Source organism: Lactobacillus sp. (assembly GCF_051893255.1).
Taxonomy (GTDB): domain Bacteria; phylum Bacillota; class Bacilli; order Lactobacillales; family Lactobacillaceae; genus Lactobacillus.
The window spans coordinates 1-18,948 of the sequence record NZ_JBJFHB010000002.1 but is presented as its reverse complement, the minus strand read 5'-3'; the positions used below and the strand labels follow the sequence as shown (position 1 = coordinate 18,948).

The following is an 18,948-nucleotide window of genomic DNA, read 5'->3' as shown; positions in this document are numbered from 1 at the left end:
TAAAAGAAGAGCAAAGCGAGATTGCCCTGAGAATCTCTTTGGGTTTGCTTCCTAAAAACATGTTAATCGCAGCAATAATCTACCAGGTTTTAATCAGCCTAGTGGCCGTAATCCCGGTCGCCATTTATGCGGTAACTTACACCAAGACTCTGGCGCAAAGTGCAGTGGGCAGCAGTTCCCAGATTGTCCTGAGTGGCCTTTTGCCTAAGGCTGAAGCCACTAGCTTAGTCAGCATCTTTGCCTTGATGCTGGTGATCACGGTTTTTGCGGTTATTTTGGTTACCAGCCGCTTCAACAAGCAGTCATTGGCCTTTAGAATGGGGGAGGAATAATGGATGCAGTAAAAATTGTTAATCTTGAAAAGAAGTTCAAGCAAGGGCGGAAAGTCTTTTCTGGGTTGAACTTAGAACTTGAAGCTGGCTCAATGACCGCCTTAATCGGGGCATCCGGTGAAGGGAAGACGACTTTACTAAACGTGATTGGCTTGCTGGATACCGACTATCAAGGCGATGTGGAAGTAGCTGGCCAGCAGGTGAGTCGGCTCAGTCAGGCTCAAATGGCCCAGGTTCGTAATCAGCAGATTGGTTTTATCTTGCAAGAACCCTTGCTGATTCAGAAGATGTCGGTTAAGGACAATATCTTGCTGCCAGTAGTCTATTTGGCTAAAGAAAAAAGGCAGAGCAAGGATTACTATCTGGATCGCCTAAACCGTCTAGCAGAAAAATTGGGCGTCAGTGATTTATTGGACATGCGGCCTAATACCCTGTCTGGCGGGCAAAAGCAGCGGGTAACTGCAATTCGGGCCTTAATCAATGATCCCCAGTTGATCTTGGCTGATGAGCCGACTGGGTCTTTAGATGAAGAAAATGCTAAGATTATCGTTGACCTCTTGCATGACTTGCACCAAGAAGGTAAAACGATTTTAACGGTTACGCACGATATGCGCGTAGCCAAAGAACATGAACAAATTTTACGGCTGAAAGAAGGCCGCGTTTACCAAACGGAGGAATAAAACAAATGGGCTTTTTGTTAATGCTAGTATCAGGGATTGTTGGCTTAGCCTTGGTTATCTTGGCTTTTAAAAAAGATTTGTCCAAGGGGCAAAAGTGGACGTTCGGCATTATCGGCGTGCTTTTAGTAGCTTTCGCCATTGCCTTGGCTTTGCCAAACGGTCTCAACCTTTAAAGCCACTAAATAAAATTAGATAATGAAAATCAAAGCTGTTCCGTGATTGGAACAGCTTTTTTAATATCTTCGCTGAAATATTTTTCGCCAAAGTGAAATACATTTCTTAACTCTGAAATAAAGTCCTCAGTTTGTGTAACCGCTTCATATTTTCTGAAATCGTGACATAATAAACAATGTAAGCTAGCTCACGAAAATGTGATAAAACAATTCTTTTGTAAGGAGCAATTGAGTTATGTCAGATAAGAAATTTTCAGTTGTTATTGCGGGCGGCGGCAGCACCTTCACCCCAGGCTTCGTAATCAGCCTTTGCGCCAACCAAGACAAGCTTCCCTTGAGAAAACTGAAGCTGTACGACATTGACGCCGAAAGACAAAAGAAGATCGGGGATGCCTGCGCCATTATCGTTAAGGAAAAGGCGCCAGGCGTTGAATTTGAGTACACCACTGACCCAGAAGAAGCCTTTACCGACGTGGACTTCGTCTTAGGCTCCATCCGGGTGGGCAAGTATGAGATGCGCAGCCAGGATGAAAAGATTCCACTTAAATACGGCGTCAACGGTCAAGAAACGACCGGTCCCGGAGGCATGGCTTACGGCCTGCGGTCCATCCCTGCAATCATTGAAATTATCGACTTTATGGAAAAGTACTCTCCAAATGCTTGGATGGTCAACTATTCCAACACGATTGCCATCGTTTCTGAAGCCTGCCGGCGCTTCCGTCCACATGCCAAGATCGTCAACATCTGCGACATGCCAATCGATGACATGGGTCGGATGGCGGCCATTGCCGGTTTAAAGAGCTTCAAGGACCTGGACTTCACCTACTACGGCTTAAACCACTTTGGCTGGTGGAAGAGCGTTACCAACAAGAAGACCGGTGAAGACCTGATGCCAATGCTGAAGGAATACACCAAGAAGAACGGCTACTATGTTGGCGGGGACTTTGACAAGGATACCGAAGCCAGCTGGGTTGCAACCTTCAAGAAGGTTAAGGACTGCTATGCCTTAGACCCAACCACCTTGCCAAACAACTACATGCAGTACTACTACTTCCCACAATACGAAGTGAAAAATGCCAACCCGCACTACACCAGAACCGATGAAATCCTGGAATACCGGCAAAAGATTGTTTTTGGCGAATGTGCCCGGATCGTCAAGGAAGGAACGGCCAAGGGCAACCTTTGGGAAAGCGCTGTTCACTCCAACTACATCATCGACATCTGCCACGCTATTGCCTTCAACACCCATGAGAAGTACCTAGCCAACATTCCAAACAATGGTGCCATCTGCAACTTCCCAGACGATGCCATCGTCGAAGTTCCATGCCTCTTTGGGGCCGACGGCGTGCAGCCAATCTGCGTGGGTGAAGCCGGCCGCTTCCAACTGGGTTTGATGATGGAACAAGTCACCTGTGAAAAATTGGTCGTTGATGCTTATGAGCAAAAGTCCTACATCAAGATGCTGCAGGCCTTTGCCTTAAACAAGACGGTGCCAGATGCTACAGTCGCCAAGAAGGTCTTGGACGACATGATGGTCGTCAACAAGCCATATTGGCCTGACCTCAAATAGGCTGAATGAAATAAAAAAGAATCGATAGAAAATAGAAAAAAGAACTCACTCGAGAAGCTTTTTAAAGGGAGGAAAAGCTTATGATGCAGAAACTGCAGAAATTCGGGGCAGCGATGTTCGTACCTGTCCTGCTTTTCTCATTTGCAGGTATCGTGGTTGCCACCACGAGCCTTTTGAACAACTCGTTAATCTTTGGCTCGCTGGCTAACCCCAACACCTTCTGGTACGGCCTGTGGGACACCATCCAGCAAGGTGGCTGGACCGTCTTCAACCAAGTCGACATCCTCTTTGTGGTCGGCTTGCCAATCGGTCTAGCCAAAAAGGCTCAAGGGCGGGCAGCGATGGAATCCATCGTTACCTACTGGACCTACAACTACTTTATTGGTGGCTTTTTAACCCACTGGGGCAAGTTCTTTGGGATTAAGGACTTTGCCAACACCCAAATCGTGGCCAACTCCACCAACCAAGGCTTGACCATGATTGGCGGGATCAAGACCCTGGACACCAGTATCGTTGGCTCTTTGATCATCGCTGGGATCGTGGTTTGGTTGCACAACCGCTACTTTGACAAGAAATTGCCTGACTTCTTGGGGACCTTCCAAGGCTCAGCCTTCGTTGTCATCTTAGGCTTTGTGGCCATGTTCCCAATGGCCTTCTTGACCTGCTTGGTTTGGCCAAAGGTCCAACTGGGCATCACTGCTTTGCAAGAATTCATGGCTTCTAGTGGCTTGATCGGGATCTGGATCTTCAACTTCTTGAACCGGGTCCTCATCCCAACTGGCCTGCACCACCTGGTTTACATCCCATTCCAATACGGTCCAGCCGTTGTCGCTGGCGGTTTGCAGCCATGGTGGCTCAAGCACCTGTCTGAATTTGCTGCAAGCACCAAGTCCTTGAAGGTCTTGGCACCAAACATGGGCTTCATGCTTTACGGGAATGAAAAAGTCTTCCTGGTACCAGCCATCTGCTTGGCCTTTTACCACACTGCTAAGAAGAACAAGAAGAAGCAGACTTCAGCCTTGCTCTTGCCAGCTGCTTTGACTTCATTCTTAGCCGGGATTACCGAACCTGTTGACTTTACTTACCTCTTTGCTGCGCCAGTTTTGTGGATTGTCTACTCAGTCCTGGCCGCAACCATGAACACGACCATGTACATCTTCGGCGTCTCTGGTCAAATGACTGACGGGGCGATCGGGATTGCCTCCATGAACTGGCTGCCGCTTTGGGCCAACCACTGGCACGCTTACGTTGCTCAGTTCATCATCGGCTTGATCTACGCGGCAATTATCTACTTCGTCTTCCGCTTCATGATCGTGAAGTTTAACTACATCACCCCAGGCCGGGAAGCTGATGACCAAGAAGTTAAGCTCATGAACAAGAAACAATACAAGGAAGCTAAGGCCGCTGAACAAGCTGCCCAAGCAGCTGGCGAAAACTCCAGCGACCCATACATTGCTAGAGCTACGGCCTACACCACTTTACTGGGTGGTCCTGAAAACATTTCAGAAATCACTTCCTGCGCAACTCGTCTGCGGATCACGGTTAAGGATCCAGACAAGGTCGGGGCTGACGCAGCCTTCAGAAAGAACCAAGCAGTCGGCGTTGTCCGTCACGGTCAAGCCATTCAAGTTATCGTTGGTTTGGATGTTGCCCAAGTTTTGGAAAGAATTGAAAGCATTATCGCTGATAGCGGTAACAGCGTTGCCAAGACTGAGGCCGACCCAGATGAAGAAAAGGCAACTGGCTACTTAGACCTCTTAGGCGGCAAGAGCAACATTAAGGAATTGACCTCTTGCTCAACCCGGGTCAGAGTCCATGTCTTTGACACCAAGAAGGTCGGCGAAGACGCGCAGTTCAAGCAATTCGGGGCTAGCGCCGTTGAAAGACGAGACGATGGTGAGATCGACATCGTGGTTGGTCTGGAAGCTGAACGCGTCGTTGAAAAAATGAAAGAAATTATGTAACAGCTTTTTAACAAAAAAGCTTAAATGATGCAAGTCAATCCATAAAAGTGTTATTCTGTTAATTGAATGAAAACGAATGCATTGGTTACCAGGGAGGATTTTTATGGCTGGCTTAAAGGCAAAAATTGTTGATCATTCAAGCAATCTCAATGATTCTGACAAGAAAATTCTAAATTACTTGCTCAATCATGCTGCTGAGTGCAGCGAGCTGAGCCTGGCGAAATTGGCCAGCAGGCTCTACGCTTCCGAATCAGCAATTTTTCGCCTTTGCAAGAAAATCGGCTTAAGCGGCTATAGCGAGCTCAAATTTGAACTGGCCGCTTATTCCAAAGGAGAGCAGCACATGGTCAAGCAGCAGGAAAGTTTCACTGAGCGCTTAGTCAAGAACCTGCGCGCTGAACTGAGCTACTTTAGAACGCTCGATTTTGATCGCTTTTATCAACAGCTGCACGAAACTGACAACGTCTACATCTATACAACTGGCTGGCAGCAGACGTCTATTGCCAATTACTTGTCTAGCCAGCTCCTGGTAGACGCGGGCAAGCCGTCAACGATTATGCCATCGGCAATTAGCGAGCTCCAGGTCTTCCACAACTGGGTTAAAGACCACGACCAGCTCTTTGTCATCTCTTATTCTGGTGAAAACGAAGAGCTTTGCAATCAATTAGAGCAGCTGCGCTTAGTCAACGATAAATTGACGATTACGTCGCTGACGACCATCAAGGAAAGTCGCTTGTCCAGCTTGTCAGACTTCAGCCTCTACTTCCAGCCCAGCCTGTATAGCGAAAAGGCAGACTACAAGAAGTGGGGCTTCAGTCCCGCCTATGTCTTGATTGACATGTTAATCAATGGCTATTGTGAATGGCTTGAAAGAGAGGCTCTATAATGCAGGAAAAAACTATGTGGATCGATCGTTTTGCTAAGTCAGCACGGCTGACTCCCAAGAGAATCATGAGAATCTATACGGCAATCCTCTTCTTTGCGCCGCTTTTGTACATCCTCTTGATTCAGCTAAGAGCCAGCGCAGCTAGAAAGATGATTACCGACTACGTGGCGGCCAGTCCGTCACTGACGGTCTCCTTGATCGTGGCTGCCGGCGACTTCTTGCTCGGCTACATGTGCTGGATTGACGGCGGGGCGCTTTTAGCCAGCCGCAAGCAGTTCTCCAAATTTATGAAGATGCAGCTGTGGACGCAGCTGATCGTGGGCAATTGGGTCTGCCTCTTCTTTGCCATCTTTGGCTTGAGACAGGGCAGAGACTTGCCAGAAGACAGCAAGGTGCAGCCAAGTCAGCTGCTGTCTTTGACCTACCTGATCGCCGGACTATTTGTTGTATGTTTTGCTTTCTATGTGCTTTTTGCCATTAAAGCAGTGAAAGGTTGAAATCGATGTTTAATTTTTTCAAAAAAGCTAAAAAGAGTGAAGGCACCAAGGTCGTGTCGCCAGTAACCGGGGACTTGATTCCCTTAGCTGAAGTCAATGACGATGTCTTCTCCCAAAAGATGCTGGGCGACGGCTTTGCTGTCAAGCCAAGCGAAGGTGAAGTCGTATCGCCAATTTCCGGCACGATTTCAACCTTGTTCCCAACCAAGCACGCCATTGGCGTCAAGACCCCAGAAGGGCTGGAAGTCTTGATCCACTTGGGCCTGGACACGGTGGAACTGAAGGGCGAGCCCTTTGACGTTCAGGTTGCCCAAGGCGACAGCGTCAAGGCCGGGCAAAAATTAGCCGACATGGACTTAAAGAAGATTACGGATAGCGGCTTAGACGACACGGTCATGGTGGTTTACACCAACATGGACCTCTTGAAAGAAGTCAAGGATGTTGATCCTAAGCCAGTTAAGGCAGGTGATGACGCACAAGAAATTATTTTCAACTAATAACGCGAATAGTTGATTTTTTCCTAAATATTTTTACTTTACTCCTCTAAATAACTTTCTTTACTAACAAAGAATCGCTTTGCTGTCCTGGAATGCCACCAGGGCAGCTTTTTTTAGTGCAAGTTTTTCTGCATGAGCTGGTGGGGGATACCGGCCTCCTCAAAAACGGGGCCGACTTCTTCATAGCTATTTTTGAGGTAAAGCTGCTTGGCGCTGACCTGGGCATGAAGGTAGAGGGAGCCCGTGAGCTGCTGGTCTAAGACGTAGCTTTCAATTGCCGAAAGGAGCTGGCTGGCCAGGCCCTGGCGGCGGGCAGCTTTTTGGACGGCCACTCGGCCGATATAGTAGTTGCCCTGATCTTCAAAAAAGCGGGCAGCGGCTAAGGCGTCGGTTTCTTGCTCGTTTAGCAGGTAGACATGGTAGGCGGTGAGGTCTTGGTCGTCGAGCTCAGGCACGGTGATTCCCTGTTCGGCCACAAAGACTTCGTCCCGGATCCGGGAGAGGCAGAAGACTTCCCGGCCGCTTAGCTGACTAAAAGGCTTGACTTGAATTTTTTCCATTTTTGCAAATCCTCCATTTGCTTTTTGACCTATTGTAGCAAGAATCCTAGCTCTTTTTAAAGAAAAGTTTTTTGCAATTTTTCAACTTTGTCCTGATAAAAATACTAGCTGTAGTATGATGGAAGAGTTGACGATACTAGATTTTGAGAAGGGACGATTCTTTTAATGTCAGAACTGACAATCAGCGACTTGCATGTGGAGATTGCAGGCAAGGAAATTTTAAAAGGGGTCAATCTGACCCTGAAAACCGGCGAAATTCACGCCATCATGGGGCCAAATGGCACCGGGAAGTCGACTCTGTCTGAATCGATTATGGGCAACCCGGCTTACAAGGTGACCCAGGGCAGTGTTAAGTTAGACGGGCAAGAGCTGCTAGGTCTGCCGGTTGACGAGCGGGCCCGGGCGGGGCTCTTTTTAGCCATGCAGTACCCGGCGGAAATCCCGGGCGTGACCAATGCCGAATTTATCCGCGGGGCCTTGAACGCTAGACGGCCGGAGAATGACCCCATTTCAGTCAGAGAATTTTTGCCAGAGCTTTATGAAAAAATGGCATTCTTGGACATGAAGCCGGAAATGGCCCAGCGCTACTTAAACCACGGCTTCTCCGGCGGGGAAAAGAAGCGAAACGAAATCCTGCAGATGATGATGATCAAGCCCAAGTTTGCCATCTTGGACGAAATCGACTCTGGCCTGGACATCGACGCCTTGAAGGTGGTGTCTAAAGGGGTCAATGAATTGCGGGGGCCGGACTTTGGCACCCTGATGATCACCCACTACCAGCGCCTGCTTGACTACGTTATCCCCGACAAGGTCCACGTCATGATGGGCGGGCGCGTTGTGGCAGAAGGCGGGCCGGATTTGGCCAAGCGATTAGAAAAAGAAGGCTACACCAAGCTCCGCGACGAACTAGGCTTAGACATTGAACTGACGGATGAGGGTGTTTAAGATGAGTGCAAAAGAGTGGTTTGAGGACCTGCAGGAACAAGCCAAAGCTGGTGCTGAGCACCTGCCTTACCCTGACTTTGCCAAGGTGGATTACCGCGGCTGGCAGGTGGACTTAAAGCGGCCCATCCAGACTGAGCCCAACTTTGTGGTTCAAGAAAACCCAGAAGCTAAGGAAAAAGGCATTATCATTTGTCCTTGGGATGAGGCTTTGGAAAAATATGGCGACTTAGTTCAAAAGTATTTTGGCAAAGCCGTTCCCATTGACGAAAACCGCCTGGTGGCTGAGCATGTAGCCCAGATGGAGCAGGGGCTTTTCATCTACGTTCCGCCAAAGACGGTTTTGTCTACGCCCATTGCGGTAACTTTTTGCCAAAAGGCTGAGAAAAAGCAGGACTACGTCCAGCACGTCTTGATCGTGGCTGGCGAAAATTCGGAATTTTCCTATCTGGAAAAGGTGGAAAGTCAAGGAAATGAAGAGTCCCTGGCAAGTTTAGTCGTAGAAGTCTGCGCCTTGGCCGGGGCCAAAGTCAAATATGCTGGCATTGACCGGCTGGGGCCTAAGACTACGGCTTACCTCAAGCGAGTTGCCTGGGTGGGCCGCGATGCCCAAGTTGACTGGGCCATGGGGATGCTGAGCGACGGGAAGATTTTGGGCGACTATGACTCGAATCTTTACGGGCAAGGAGCCAAGACCCAGATGAACGTTATTGCCATTACCATCGGGGACCAGGTCCAGGGCCTCAATACGGTGGTCAACAATTATGGGAAAAAGTCTGACGGCCGCATCCTCCAGCACGGGGTCATTTTGCAAAAGTCCAAGCTGGTCTTTAACGGGATCGGCCACGTCATGAAGGGCGCTAAAGGCGCCAATGCCCAGCAGGAGAACCGGGTCTTGATGCTGTCAAGAAAGGCGCGCGGCGATGCCAATCCCATCTTGCTGATCGACGACAACGACGTCTTTGCCGGGCACGCCGCCAGCGTTGGCCGGGTCGATGAGCAGCAGCTCTACTACCTGATGAGCCGAGGGATCGCCAAGCCTGTAGCCGAACGCTTAGTTATTCGGAGCTTTTTGGGGCCGGTTTTGACCAAGATTCCAGACGAGGCGGTCCGCCAGGACCTCTTTGCCATGGTAGAAAGGAAGCTAATCGATGGGCAGGAGCTGGACTGAGATTCGGGAAGATTTTCCCATTTTAAAAAATGCGATGAATGGCCAGCCTTTGGTTTACCTGGACAACGCCGCCACCAGCCAAAAGCCGCAAGTGGTGCTTGATGCGATAGCAGCTTTTTACCAAAAAGACAATGCCAATATCTACCGGGGGACCTATGAACTGTCGCAAAGGGCGACGGACCTCTATGAAGGGGCCCGGGAGAAGGTGGCTAAGTTTATCGGAGCTGACCGGAGCGATATCGTCTTTACAGCCGGGGCGACTGCTAGTCTGAACCTGGCGGCCTTTGGCTATGGCTTGCAGGTGTTGCAGCCAGGGGACGAAATCGCCGTGACGGCTGCCGACCACCACAGCAACCTGGTTCCTTGGCAGGAAGCGGCGAAGATGACAGGTGCCAAGCTGGTCTACTTGCCGCTTGATTTGACAGGCAAAGTAGATATTAAAAGGGTAAAAAAAGAGCAAATCATTGGCAAAAAGACCAAAATCTTAGCCATCGCCCAGGTGACCAATGTCTTGGGGACGGCCCAGCCGGTTGCAGAATTAGTCAACCTGGTCCACCAAGCTGGCGGGGTTGCCGTCATCGACGGGGCCCAGGCCGCAGGCCATCTGCCTGTCAACGTGCAAAAGCTGGATGCCGATTTTTACGCTTTTTCCGGCCACAAAATGCTGAGTCAAACTGGAATTGGGGTCTTGTATGGCAAGAAAAAATTGCTGGAAGCCACCCGTCCCCTCTTTTTTGGCGGGGAAATGATCGAAGAAGTGGGCCTAATGAGTGCGACTTATAAAAAAGCGCCCTACAAGTTTGAAGCCGGCAGTCAGAATGTGTCGGGCGCTATTTCTTTAGGCACGGCTATTGACTATTTGACTGAGATTGGCTTGGACCGGATTGCGGCTAGAGAAGCTGAGCTAGGAAAAGCAGCAGCTGCCGGCTTGCGGGCAATCTCCGGCGTGACGGTGTATGGGCAAGGCGGCGGGATCGTTTCCTTTAACCTGGAAGGCATCCATCCCCATGACCTAGCGACGGCGCTGGACGCTCAAGGCATAGCCGTCCGGGCCGGTCAGCACTGCGCCCAGCCCATGATGGACTTTTTGCAGGTTCCAGGAACGGTGCGGGCCAGCTTGGCTTTTTACAATAATGAAGAAGACGTCAGTGCCTTGATTGCAGGCGTTAAGCAGGCAAAGGAGTTTTTCCATGGGCTTAGATAAATTAAGTCAGCTGTACCGGACCATCCTGCTGGATTACGCGTCCCACCCCAAGTACGCGCAGCCACTGGAACTTTTTGACCAGGAAGTCCGCCTGGTCAACCACAGCTGCGGGGACCAGGTGACCTTGCAGGTGAAATTTATGGATGACAAGGTTAGCGAAACGACCAAAATCGACCACATCGCCTGCCTGGCCAGCGGCTGCACCATTTTTCAGGCTTCGAGTGCCATCATGACCGAGCAGGTCTTAGGGAAAAAGCTGAGCGACGTGATGAAGATGAAGGAGACTTTTTACCAAATGCTGGAAGGGCAGGACTTGGCAGCAGATAATAAAAAGAAACTAGGCGACGCCACCCTCTTGGCCGGCGTCAGCCAGTTTCCGGCCCGGATCAAGTGCGCGGCCCTGCCCTGGCAGGCGGTTGCTGAGGCGATTGAAAGGAAGCAAGAAGGCAAGTGACAGATAAAATGGAAAAAGATGAAACCTTACGGTCCCTGGACCATGAATACGAATACGGCTTTAAAGACGACATCGACCCGATCTATACGACCGGCGAGGGCCTGAGCGAAGAGGTCGTCCGGCAGATTTCCGCAGCGAAAAATGAGCCAGACTGGATGCTGGACTTTCGCTTGCAGGCCTATCAGACCTATCTGAAATTGCCCCTGCCCACTTTTGGCCCGGATCTGACCAAGATCGACTTTGACCACCTCAACTACTTCCGCCGGGATGCCAAAAAGGCCGTACGCGACTGGAGCGAGGTGCCAGACCAGATCAAGGAGACCTTTGAAAAATTGGGCGTCCCTCAGGCAGAGCGCCAGTACCTGGCTGGGTCATCGGCCCAGTATGAGTCAGAGGTCGTCTATGAAAAAATTAAAGAAGACCTGGCCCGGCAGGGCGTCTTGTTCATGTCGACCGACGCCGCCGTCCAAGTGGTGCCAGATTTGGTCAAAAAGTATTTTGGCAAGCTGGTCAAGCCAGACGACAACAAGATGGCGGCCTTAAACTCGGCCGTTTGGTCGGGCGGGACTTTTATTTACGTGCCAAAAGGCGTTCAAGCGAAAGTCCCGATTCAGAGCTACTTCCGGATCAATGCCGGGGGCAGCGGCCAGTTTGAGCGGACCCTGATCATCGTCGATGAGGGCGGGAGCGTCAACTACGTGGAGGGATGCACGGCCCCTAACTATTCAGCCGACAGCCTGCACGCCGCGGTCGTTGAAGTCAACGTCTTAAAGGATGCCTATTGCCGCTACACTACCATCCAAAACTGGTCAGACAATGTCTACAGCCTGGAAACCAAACGGGCCCAGGCTCTAGAGAATGCGACCATGGAATGGGTGGACGGCAACCTGGGGTCCAAAGTCACCATGAAGTACCCGAGCGTTTATTTGAATGGGCAAAGAGCGCGGGGCACCATGCTGTCGATTGCCTTTGCCGGCTGCGATACTAAGGGTCGCGGCATCGACTCCGACACTGGCGCCCGGATGGTCCACAATGCCCCTTATACCACCAGCTCTATCGTGTCTAAGTCCTTATGTAAAGACGGCGGCCGGGTGGACTACCGGGGGCAAGTCCGCTTTAACCCGGACAGCGATGGCTCTTTAGCCCACGTTGAGTGCGACACGATCATCATGGATGACCAGTCGGCCAGCAACACCATCCCCTACAATGAAGTCTTAAACGGCAACGTCTCTATGGAGCACGAGGCCAAGGTATCCAAGATTTCTGAAGAGCAGCTCTACTACCTGATGAGCCGGGGGATCTCGGAAGCCAAGGCGACCGAAATGATCGTCATGGGCTTTTTGGAGCCTTTTACCAAGGAATTGCCGATGGAATATGCCGTTGAATTGAACCGCCTGATCAAGTATCAGATGGTAGGTTCGATTGGCTAGGAAAAAGAAAACGTCTGGATGATTTCCAGACGTTTTTATTTGCTTTAATTGATGTTTTTTTTACAAAGTAATGATTTGGTCGGCGATGGCCAGGGTGGACAAGCGGTGAGAAACGATGACGATGGTCTTGTCCTGGCTTTCTTCTTTCAAGGCCTTGAGGATGATCCCTTCGTTTAAGGCATCCAGGTTGGCCGTGATCTCGTCCAGCAAGAAGAGGTCGCCGTCATGCAAAAAGGCCCGGGCGATTCCTAGCCGCTGCCTTTGCCCAGCAGACAGCTGCTGCCCTTCGCCAAGCTTGGTGTCGTAGCCTTCTGGCAAAGTCATGATAAAGTCGTGCAGGCTGGCCTTTTTGGCGGCTTGAATGACTTCGGCTCTAGTGGCTGCTTGGCCCAGCTTGATATTGGCTTCGATCGTCTCACTGGCCAGCCAGGTATCTTGGGGGACATAGCTTTCCAGCTGCCTTAGGGCTGAGGTTTTGATTTTCTTGATATCGGTATTTGAGATTGAAACTTGTCCTTCACTGGCATCGTAAAAGCGGGCGAGAAGTTTCAAGATGGTCGACTTGCCGCTGCCGCTGGGGGCATGGATGCCGATGATTTTTCCCTTGGGGATGTGAAGTGAAAAATCCTTTAAGACTGGCTGGTCCCCATCGGGGTAGGTAAAGGTGACTTTTTGGAGGTCGGCTTGGCTAAAAGTGGGTTCTTCCCCAGACTCGTTTTCGCTAACAACTGGTTCTTCGTCTAAGATGTCCAGCACCCGCTGGGCACTGGCGGCGGTTTGAGCCAGGCTGGTTGACAAGGCGCTTAAGGCAACGACTGGGCCAAAAGAGGACATCATGGTGGCTGTCACCGTTAGACTGCCGGCCAGGGTCATGCCATGTTTTCTAAGGAGCAGGCTCAAGACCAGCATGCTGGCACTTGCGATCTGGATGGCCAAGGTCGTGGCGGCTTGCTGCCAGTTGCCTAAAGCAGCCAGGCGCTGCTGGGCCTTGGTTAATTCCTGATCGGCTTTTTGCAAGTTTTCTAGGCGCTTTTGCCCTTGGCCAAATTGCCGGATTTCCTCGCTCCCCTTGATGGAGTCTAAGACAAAGCCGCTGAGGCGGGAAATTTTTTCCCGGATGGCTTGGCCGGGCAGGCTAGTCAAGCGGGCGTTGACCGCCGGGATGACCAGGCCCACGATCAGGTAAAAGGCTAGGGCCCAGAAGGCGAGCAGCCAGGAATAGTGGCCGATAAAGCAGACCATGCAGAGGGTGTAGAGGCTGGCGATGGCGACAGGGGAAATGGTGTGGGCGTAAAAGATTTCTAAGAGCTCGATGTCGCCGGTGATCAGGGCCAGCAGCTCCCCCTTATTTTTTCCTTTCAATTTGGCGGGGCTGAGCCGGCGCAAAGCATGGAAGAGCTTGACCCGGAGGAGGGCCAGCAATTTAAAGGCGATCAGGTGGTTGAAGTAGTGCTCCCCGTAGTGGAGAGGTCCGCGGGCGAGGCCGCAAATGAGGACCAGGATTAATAGGCTAGTAGCGGCTTGCCCGGCAAAAAGCTTTCCGGCAGCCATTACGGCTGAAATGGTGACGAAGCTGGCGGCCAGGTGGCCGGCGGTGCCAAGGAAAATAGCGGCCAGCATGGCCGGCCACAGGGGCTTGACCAATTTTAAGAGGCGCAAGAGGGGATTGATTTTAGTCTTTTTCATTTTCATTTTTGCCTCCTAACTGGGCGTAGCTTTCAAGCGCGGCTTGCTGCTGGTAGAGCTGGGCGTAGGCGCCGGCCTTTTGGATCAGCTCTTCCTGGCTGCCGCTTTCCGTAATTTGCCCCTTTTCCAGGAAAAAGATGCGGTCGCACAAGGCAGCGTTGGCCAGGCGGTGGGTGATCAAGATAACGGTTTTGGTCTTGGCCAGTTCTTGGAAAATGGCCATGATGTCGGCCTCCGTTTCCAGGTCGACATTGGACGTGGCCTCGTCAAAGATGTAGATCTGGCTGTCTTTTAACAAGGCCCGGGCGATGGCTAGGCGCTGCCTTTGCCCGCCTGACAGGTTGGCAGCGTTAGTCGTCAAGACCGTGCCGAGTCCGGCTTTTTTTTGCAAAAAGTCCCAGAGCTGGACCCGGCTTAAGACATCGATCAGCTCGTCGTCGCTAGCCGTTTTGGCAGCCAGCAGGTTGTCCCGGATGCTGCCGGCAAAGAGATAGCTGCTTTCGCTGACACTGGTGATGGCGGCGGTGAGGTCACTTGGGTCAATTTCCGGCAAGGGGATGCCGCCGAGCTTGACTTGGCTGCTGGGCAAGCGATTAGCCAGCAGCTGGGCCAGGGTGGACTTGCCTGAGCCCGACCGGCCGGCCAGGGCGTAAAAGCCGGGGTGGGGCAAAGTTAAGGATAAATCTTGAATAGCAGGACTGCCTGAATCTTGGTAGGCAAAAGTTAGATTTTTGGCAGATAAGGTTAGATCTTGTCCCAAGTGCTCCTGCCCCTTTTTGCCTTCGGGCAGGTCCAAGAAGGCGAAGATCTGGTCGCTGGCCTTCATCCCGTTCATGCCGATGTGGAAATACGCCCCAAGCTGCCGCATGGGCAAAAAGTAAGATGCGGACAAGAAGATGATGATTAGGGTGCCTTCTTTGCTGATTTGGCCTAAGGCTAGTTCGCGCAAGGCGACCAAGATGCCGGCACTGGCCCCGCCGTAAGCCACTAGGTCCATGATCACGGTGCTTAGGAGCTGCATGGTTAGGACTTTCATGGTGATCTGGCGGAAGTGCTCAGATTCTCGGGCCAGGTCGTCTTCGGCTTTTTGGTCAGCCTGGTAGAGCTTAAGGGTGGTCATGCCCTGCATTTTTTCCAAAAAGGTATCGCCTAAATGATAGTAGATGGCGAAGTAGCGGTTCAGGATCTTTTTGGCAATGACCATAACGACCATGATCACGATCGGGATCAGGGGCACCAGGCAGAGCAGGGTGATGGAGGCCGGCGCGCTAATCTTGACCAAGATGGCAAAAAGGGTGATCGGCGCTAAGAGTGCGTAGGCGAACTGGCTGAGGTAGCGGCTGAAGTAAGAGTCAACGGACTCGATCCCGTCGCTGGTCAGCTGGGTCAATTCGGCTGGGGTGACCGGGTTATGGTTGCCCAGGCGCAGGAGCTTGGCATAGATTTTTTCCCGCAGGACCTCCTTGACCCGGGCGCTGGCTAAAAAGCTGGCCTGGTTGTAAAGGACGAGGCTGACCACCTGGATGACGATCCCGGCGATCAGCTTTATTAAAGAGTTTGCCTGGCCGCTGGTCAGCATGCGGGCGGCAGCGAAGATGACGAAGATTTGGCCGATTAGGCCGGTCCACTTGAGCAGGATCTGCCAGAGGACGTAATAGCTAGACTTGCCTAATTGTTTCAGCAATCTGCTTTTGATCATGATTGAAAAAGTTCCTTTCTTGATAATCGTGACTAGATGAAATAAGTCCATTATAGGAAATTATGTAAAAAATTGCATATGGGGATTTGGCAATACTGGGGTAATAAGTGCAAAAAAGCCTGAGTACTAAGGTACTCAGGCTTGTTACGTTTTAAAATGGCAGATCGTCTGATGTGACATCATAGAGCGAGTCGTCAGCAACGGGGTTGCCGGGGATGCGGACCGTGATTTTCTTTTTCTCTTCCTTCTCTTCCTTATAGTCCGTCAGGTATTCCAGGGAAGTTGGGCGCTTTTTTTCCTCCTTTTTCGGCAGGGTAAAAGGCTTGGTGCTGGCAATCATGAAGTAAAAGGGCATCGTCTGGCAACAGATCGGCAGGCTGGCCTGGTTGTAACCCAGCATTTTTTGCGGAACCAGGGAGCGGAAGAGGTAGACCGTGTTGTCAGCCTTGTAGGTCAGGTCTTCTTGGGTTAAGAGCCCAGCCGACCGCTTGACCAGGTAGTCGATGGTCGCGCCGTCTCCAGCGATGAACATCAGGTTTGAGCAGTTGGCCAAGATGCTGTCGGCTTCTTGGTCATAGCGGCTCTTTAGCTGGTCGATGTCTTGGATGGCCAGGTCAAACAGCAGCTGGCTGCCCAGTCCGCTGGCTAGTTTGCCGCTGAGGTTGGGGATCTTGCTTAGCAAAGGCAGCTCGTCAATCACGAAGTGGACCCGGCGGTGGTCGCCTGGCTGCTGGGTCTGGCGGTCTTGGTCAAAGACGTAGTTGTAGAAGCGGTTGATAAAGAGGGTTAAGAAGCCATTTAATTGCGGCGCCCGAACCGAGCTTTGCAGGTAGACTACGCTTGGTTCTTTTAACAGGTCTGGGAAGTTGATCTCGTTATCGCTGGTGATTTCAAAGAGGCTACTTGACTCCAGCTGTCCCATGGGACCAGTCATGCAGCTCAAGATGCAGGAACGCGTTCTATCAGCACTTGGCAAAGTATTCATCCAGAGCTCCTGGGCCGAGGCGATTTGCTGATACCAAAAAGTTGACCGTGGATTAAGACCACTTTCCTCATTATCTTGGCACAGGAGCAGACAGGCTTCTGGCGTGGTTAGAATCGGCTCAATCTTGCCTTGATAATCGTAAGTGGTGCTAAGTGATCTAGCGTCGTCGTAGTGTTTCAACATGCAGGCAAGCTCGAGCTTTTCGTCGACTTCTAGTTGCCGGTTGTTGCTGAGCGTGACGCAGTCGGTGACAAAGGCGATGAAGTCGCGGTATACGGGAGGCTTTTTGGCTAAAGTCAAGTGGTAACAAGAAGGAGAGTCCTCTACCGTCTGGTAGGTGCTGGTGATTAAGAAGTAGCGTAATAAGGCTTCGCAAGCAGTTCTGGCAGCTAGATTCCAATATTTCTCATTGGCGATGCTTTCTTCTGGAACAAAGATGTCGACCATTTCTTTTACAGCCTCATCAAAGGAATCCTTGTTTTCCGCAACGATGGCTTGGTAGGCCGTTTCAAAAATATTCCAGTGGGAGCTGCTAGTGGAGTCGCTGGGGTTGAAGTTGTAAATTTTATAGCCATTAGCCTTAAAAAAGCTGCCGCTGTCTCTCAAGAGTTCGCCTTTAGGGTCATGAATGATGACGGTCGGCTTTTTTTCGCCCCGGGCCAAGTTGCTTAAAAGAGGCAGGATGATTTTTTGCCCCTTGCCGGACCGGGTAACCCCGACTATCATGGAGTTGACGGTGGATTGGTCGATGTAGTAGTAGCCGTTATTTTCTTCTTGGTGGACAACTTTTTGCAGGATTTCTCGGGTATCAGCCGTGATTTTGGCGTCAGGACTCAAGAGTTCTTTAGCCGCCAGGTTGGCCGGCTGGTACCAAACCGGCAACCCGCCATAGCCAGGGAAGCTGCCCTTTTGGTCATTGATCTTCAGGTACTGGTTGGCAATGGCCGGGTCGATAGCGTCTTTTGGCTTGCGAGCAACGCCAAAGCCCATGTGTGCGGAATCGTCTGCGTCTTTGCCGATGATGTGGTAGCTAAAATCTTGAGTAGACATAGTAAAAATCCTTTCCAAATTTCTCCAGACGGCTTTTCCGTCCTTTCGCTAGCCATCATAGCACCAAAAGCATCTCGGGTAAAGTGAAAAACATCAATCAACTAGATGTTCATAGTTAAGCGCTATATATAGAGCCCAGATGGGGGAGGGCACTAGATTTAGTTTTTTGGCCAAAAAACGCAAAAAAAGAAGGATTCAGGTGAATCCTTCTTTTTACATTTGTTTCATGTAATCCTTGTATAGCCGTCTTACGTAGTCGGTGCCGTAAAGGCCCTGGTGATTTGGGGTGTACTTGATGTCTTTGGTCGGATTGAATTCCGTAAACTTGGCCAGGTACTTGTCGATCTCGTGCCAAAGGTCCAGGTTGGACCGGCGAGCCCAGTTGCCTTGCACGCATTGGATAACGTATTGGGAGTTGAGCAGGAAGTGGATCTTTTTATCGGTATAGCCGAGTTCGGTGAGCTTTTTTAAAGCTTCCATAAAAGCGGTGATTTCCATTTGATTGCTGGAGGCACCGGGAACGCCGCCGCTCCCGTCAAAAGCATCTTCGCTATTGATCCGGATCAGGTAGGCCCAAGCAGCAGGCGAATCATCGGTGATTTCGTTGTTGTGGCCCCCACCGGCGGTGTAGACTTCGGCAAAGTAGTCTGGGTCGTCGGCTTTTTCAAGATTAGTCGCTGCCGGGGCAAGCGGGGACAAGTCGGCGTCAGCGACCGTCCGCATCGGCGTCAGCTTCAAAGGGATGGTCCCGGTGTGGGCGACTTCTTTTAAGTACATCTTGATCCCGGTTGACAGGTCTAGCCCGTAGTAGTTGAAAATTTCGACGACCTTGTCTTTTTCATCGGTTGGGATCTTAAAGTTGATTTGTGACATTTGAACCATTTGGCATCGCTCCTATAGTAAGTAGTTGTATAGAAAATGCTTTACTATGTCTATTTTAACTGAATTTAGGAAAAAGTAAAAAATATTTTGCTGAATTTTCGGGCAAAAAATGGGCAAAAAGCGAATATTCTTTTAGCCGCCTGGGCAGGAGGGGCGAATTCGATTAGCGATTGTTCTTTATCAAGGAGAGGCAGTTATAACAACGTTCCCTCGTGTTCATTTGAATTTCCGGACAAAAAGGCTGATTTGACGAATTGATTTAAACGAGTATACTAATATTTGTTGT

18 protein-coding genes are annotated in these 18,948 nt (G+C 50.8%); 13 read left to right on the top strand and 5 right to left on the bottom strand.

Annotated elements, in window-relative coordinates; all coding sequences use genetic code 11:
* The 8 genes from ACI4WN_RS00110 to ACI4WN_RS00075 form a co-directional block, all read left to right on the top strand.
* The coding region (locus ACI4WN_RS00110; protein WP_439776447.1) for an FtsX-like permease family protein at positions 1-332 on the top strand (332 nt) is incomplete at its 5' end.
* A complete protein-coding gene (locus ACI4WN_RS00105) occupies positions 332-1,012 on the top strand; it encodes an ABC transporter ATP-binding protein (RefSeq protein ID WP_439776446.1) in 681 nt (226 codons plus the stop codon). The genes ACI4WN_RS00110 and ACI4WN_RS00105, both read left to right, overlap by 1 nt.
* A gap of 5 nt (positions 1,013-1,017) precedes the next feature.
* Positions 1,018-1,185, top strand: a complete 168-nt coding sequence (locus ACI4WN_RS00100; protein ID WP_439776445.1) for a hypothetical protein — start codon at positions 1,018-1,020, stop codon at positions 1,183-1,185.
* Between the two features lie 235 nt (positions 1,186-1,420).
* Entirely contained in the window at positions 1,421-2,755 is a 1,335-nt protein-coding gene (locus tag ACI4WN_RS00095) for a 6-phospho-alpha-glucosidase (RefSeq protein WP_439776444.1), read from the top strand.
* A gap of 80 nt (positions 2,756-2,835) precedes the next feature.
* A complete protein-coding gene (locus ACI4WN_RS00090) occupies positions 2,836-4,719 on the top strand; it encodes an alpha-glucoside-specific PTS transporter subunit IIBC (protein WP_439776443.1) in 1,884 nt (627 codons plus the stop codon).
* 103 nt (positions 4,720-4,822) lie between these two features.
* Positions 4,823-5,605 (top strand): MurR/RpiR family transcriptional regulator, encoded by a 783-nt coding sequence (locus ACI4WN_RS00085; RefSeq protein ID WP_439776442.1) that lies wholly within the window; start codon positions 4,823-4,825, stop codon positions 5,603-5,605.
* Positions 5,605-6,102 (top strand): hypothetical protein, encoded by a 498-nt coding sequence (locus ACI4WN_RS00080; protein WP_439776441.1) that lies wholly within the window; start codon positions 5,605-5,607, stop codon positions 6,100-6,102. The genes ACI4WN_RS00085 and ACI4WN_RS00080 overlap by 1 nt, the downstream gene beginning before the upstream one ends.
* 5 nt (positions 6,103-6,107) lie before the next feature.
* A complete protein-coding gene (locus tag ACI4WN_RS00075; protein ID WP_439776440.1) occupies positions 6,108-6,599 on the top strand; it encodes a PTS sugar transporter subunit IIA in 492 nt (163 codons plus the stop codon).
* Between the two features lie 113 nt (positions 6,600-6,712).
* On the opposite strand, the gene ACI4WN_RS00070 is transcribed toward ACI4WN_RS00075, so the two are convergent.
* Positions 6,713-7,159 (bottom strand): GNAT family N-acetyltransferase, encoded by a 447-nt coding sequence (locus tag ACI4WN_RS00070; protein WP_439776439.1) that lies wholly within the window; start codon positions 7,157-7,159, stop codon positions 6,713-6,715.
* Positions 7,160-7,324: 165 nt separating this feature from the next.
* Between ACI4WN_RS00070 and sufC the strand changes: the two genes are divergently transcribed.
* From sufC to sufB, 5 genes are read left to right on the top strand one after another with little or no spacing between them, the layout of a single operon-like run.
* Positions 7,325-8,104: a Fe-S cluster assembly ATPase SufC gene (gene sufC / locus ACI4WN_RS00065; RefSeq protein WP_439776438.1), complete on the top strand. Its 780-nt coding sequence runs from the start codon at positions 7,325-7,327 to the stop codon at positions 8,102-8,104.
* A 1-nt stretch (position 8,105) separates the two neighbouring features.
* A complete protein-coding gene (sufD, locus tag ACI4WN_RS00060; RefSeq protein WP_439776437.1) occupies positions 8,106-9,272 on the top strand; it encodes a Fe-S cluster assembly protein SufD in 1,167 nt (388 codons plus the stop codon).
* Complete coding sequence (locus tag ACI4WN_RS00055) at positions 9,253-10,476, top strand: SufS family cysteine desulfurase (RefSeq protein WP_439776436.1); 1,224 nt, start codon at positions 9,253-9,255, stop codon at positions 10,474-10,476. Before sufD ends, ACI4WN_RS00055 begins: the two co-directional genes overlap by 20 nt.
* Positions 10,463-10,930 carry a Fe-S cluster assembly sulfur transfer protein SufU gene (sufU, locus tag ACI4WN_RS00050; protein WP_154487221.1) on the top strand — a complete coding sequence of 156 codons (468 nt, stop codon included), beginning with the start codon at positions 10,463-10,465 and terminating at the stop codon, positions 10,928-10,930. The genes ACI4WN_RS00055 and sufU overlap by 14 nt, the downstream gene beginning before the upstream one ends.
* Before the next feature lie 8 nt (positions 10,931-10,938).
* Complete coding sequence (gene sufB, locus ACI4WN_RS00045) at positions 10,939-12,360, top strand: Fe-S cluster assembly protein SufB (RefSeq protein WP_439776435.1); 1,422 nt, start codon at positions 10,939-10,941, stop codon at positions 12,358-12,360.
* 60 nt (positions 12,361-12,420) lie between these two features.
* Here the strand turns inward: sufB and ACI4WN_RS00040 are convergent, their stop codons facing one another.
* The 4 genes from ACI4WN_RS00040 to ACI4WN_RS00025 form a co-directional block, all read right to left on the bottom strand.
* On the bottom strand, positions 12,421-14,046 hold the full coding sequence (locus tag ACI4WN_RS00040) for an amino acid ABC transporter ATP-binding/permease protein (protein WP_439776434.1): 1,626 nt from the start codon (positions 14,044-14,046) through the stop codon (positions 12,421-12,423).
* Positions 14,033-15,745: an ABC transporter ATP-binding protein/permease gene (locus tag ACI4WN_RS00035; protein ID WP_439776433.1), complete on the bottom strand. Its 1,713-nt coding sequence runs from the start codon at positions 15,743-15,745 to the stop codon at positions 14,033-14,035. The genes ACI4WN_RS00040 and ACI4WN_RS00035 overlap by 14 nt, the downstream gene beginning before the upstream one ends.
* A gap of 151 nt (positions 15,746-15,896) precedes the next feature.
* Entirely contained in the window at positions 15,897-17,780 is a 1,884-nt protein-coding gene (locus tag ACI4WN_RS00030; protein ID WP_439776432.1) for a type IV secretory system conjugative DNA transfer family protein, read from the bottom strand.
* A 213-nt stretch (positions 17,781-17,993) separates the two neighbouring features.
* Positions 17,994-18,662: a type II toxin-antitoxin system RelB/DinJ family antitoxin gene (locus ACI4WN_RS00025; RefSeq protein WP_439776431.1), complete on the bottom strand. Its 669-nt coding sequence runs from the start codon at positions 18,660-18,662 to the stop codon at positions 17,994-17,996.
* Positions 18,663-18,948: the final 286 nt, after the last annotated feature.

What these genes read in the sequence shown, in the direction of transcription:
- ACI4WN_RS00105 (WP_439776446.1), top strand. Translation starts at nt 332, where the DNA reads ATGGATGCAGTAAAAATTGTTAATCTTGAAAAGAAGTTCAAGCAAGGG.
- ACI4WN_RS00095 (WP_439776444.1), top strand. Translation starts at nt 1,421, where the DNA reads ATGTCAGATAAGAAATTTTCAGTTGTTATTGCGGGCGGCGGCAGCACC.
- ACI4WN_RS00070 (WP_439776439.1), bottom strand. Translation starts at nt 7,159, where the DNA reads ATGGAAAAAATTCAAGTCAAGCCTTTTAGTCAGCTAAGCGGCCGGGAA.
- sufD (WP_439776437.1), top strand. Translation starts at nt 8,106, where the DNA reads ATGAGTGCAAAAGAGTGGTTTGAGGACCTGCAGGAACAAGCCAAAGCT.
- ACI4WN_RS00080 (WP_439776441.1), top strand. Translation starts at nt 5,605, where the DNA reads ATGCAGGAAAAAACTATGTGGATCGATCGTTTTGCTAAGTCAGCACGG.
- sufB (WP_439776435.1), top strand. Translation starts at nt 10,939, where the DNA reads ATGGAAAAAGATGAAACCTTACGGTCCCTGGACCATGAATACGAATAC.
- ACI4WN_RS00030 (WP_439776432.1), bottom strand. Translation starts at nt 17,780, where the DNA reads ATGTCTACTCAAGATTTTAGCTACCACATCATCGGCAAAGACGCAGAC.
- ACI4WN_RS00035 (WP_439776433.1), bottom strand. Translation starts at nt 15,745, where the DNA reads ATGATCAAAAGCAGATTGCTGAAACAATTAGGCAAGTCTAGCTATTAC.
- ACI4WN_RS00075 (WP_439776440.1), top strand. Translation starts at nt 6,108, where the DNA reads ATGTTTAATTTTTTCAAAAAAGCTAAAAAGAGTGAAGGCACCAAGGTC.
- ACI4WN_RS00025 (WP_439776431.1), bottom strand. Translation starts at nt 18,662, where the DNA reads ATGGTTCAAATGTCACAAATCAACTTTAAGATCCCAACCGATGAAAAA.
- ACI4WN_RS00100 (WP_439776445.1), top strand. Translation starts at nt 1,018, where the DNA reads ATGGGCTTTTTGTTAATGCTAGTATCAGGGATTGTTGGCTTAGCCTTG.
- ACI4WN_RS00040 (WP_439776434.1), bottom strand. Translation starts at nt 14,046, where the DNA reads ATGAAAAAGACTAAAATCAATCCCCTCTTGCGCCTCTTAAAATTGGTC.
- ACI4WN_RS00090 (WP_439776443.1), top strand. Translation starts at nt 2,836, where the DNA reads ATGATGCAGAAACTGCAGAAATTCGGGGCAGCGATGTTCGTACCTGTC.
- ACI4WN_RS00085 (WP_439776442.1), top strand. Translation starts at nt 4,823, where the DNA reads ATGGCTGGCTTAAAGGCAAAAATTGTTGATCATTCAAGCAATCTCAAT.
- sufC (WP_439776438.1), top strand. Translation starts at nt 7,325, where the DNA reads ATGTCAGAACTGACAATCAGCGACTTGCATGTGGAGATTGCAGGCAAG.
- ACI4WN_RS00055 (WP_439776436.1), top strand. Translation starts at nt 9,253, where the DNA reads ATGGGCAGGAGCTGGACTGAGATTCGGGAAGATTTTCCCATTTTAAAA.
- sufU (WP_154487221.1), top strand. Translation starts at nt 10,463, where the DNA reads ATGGGCTTAGATAAATTAAGTCAGCTGTACCGGACCATCCTGCTGGAT.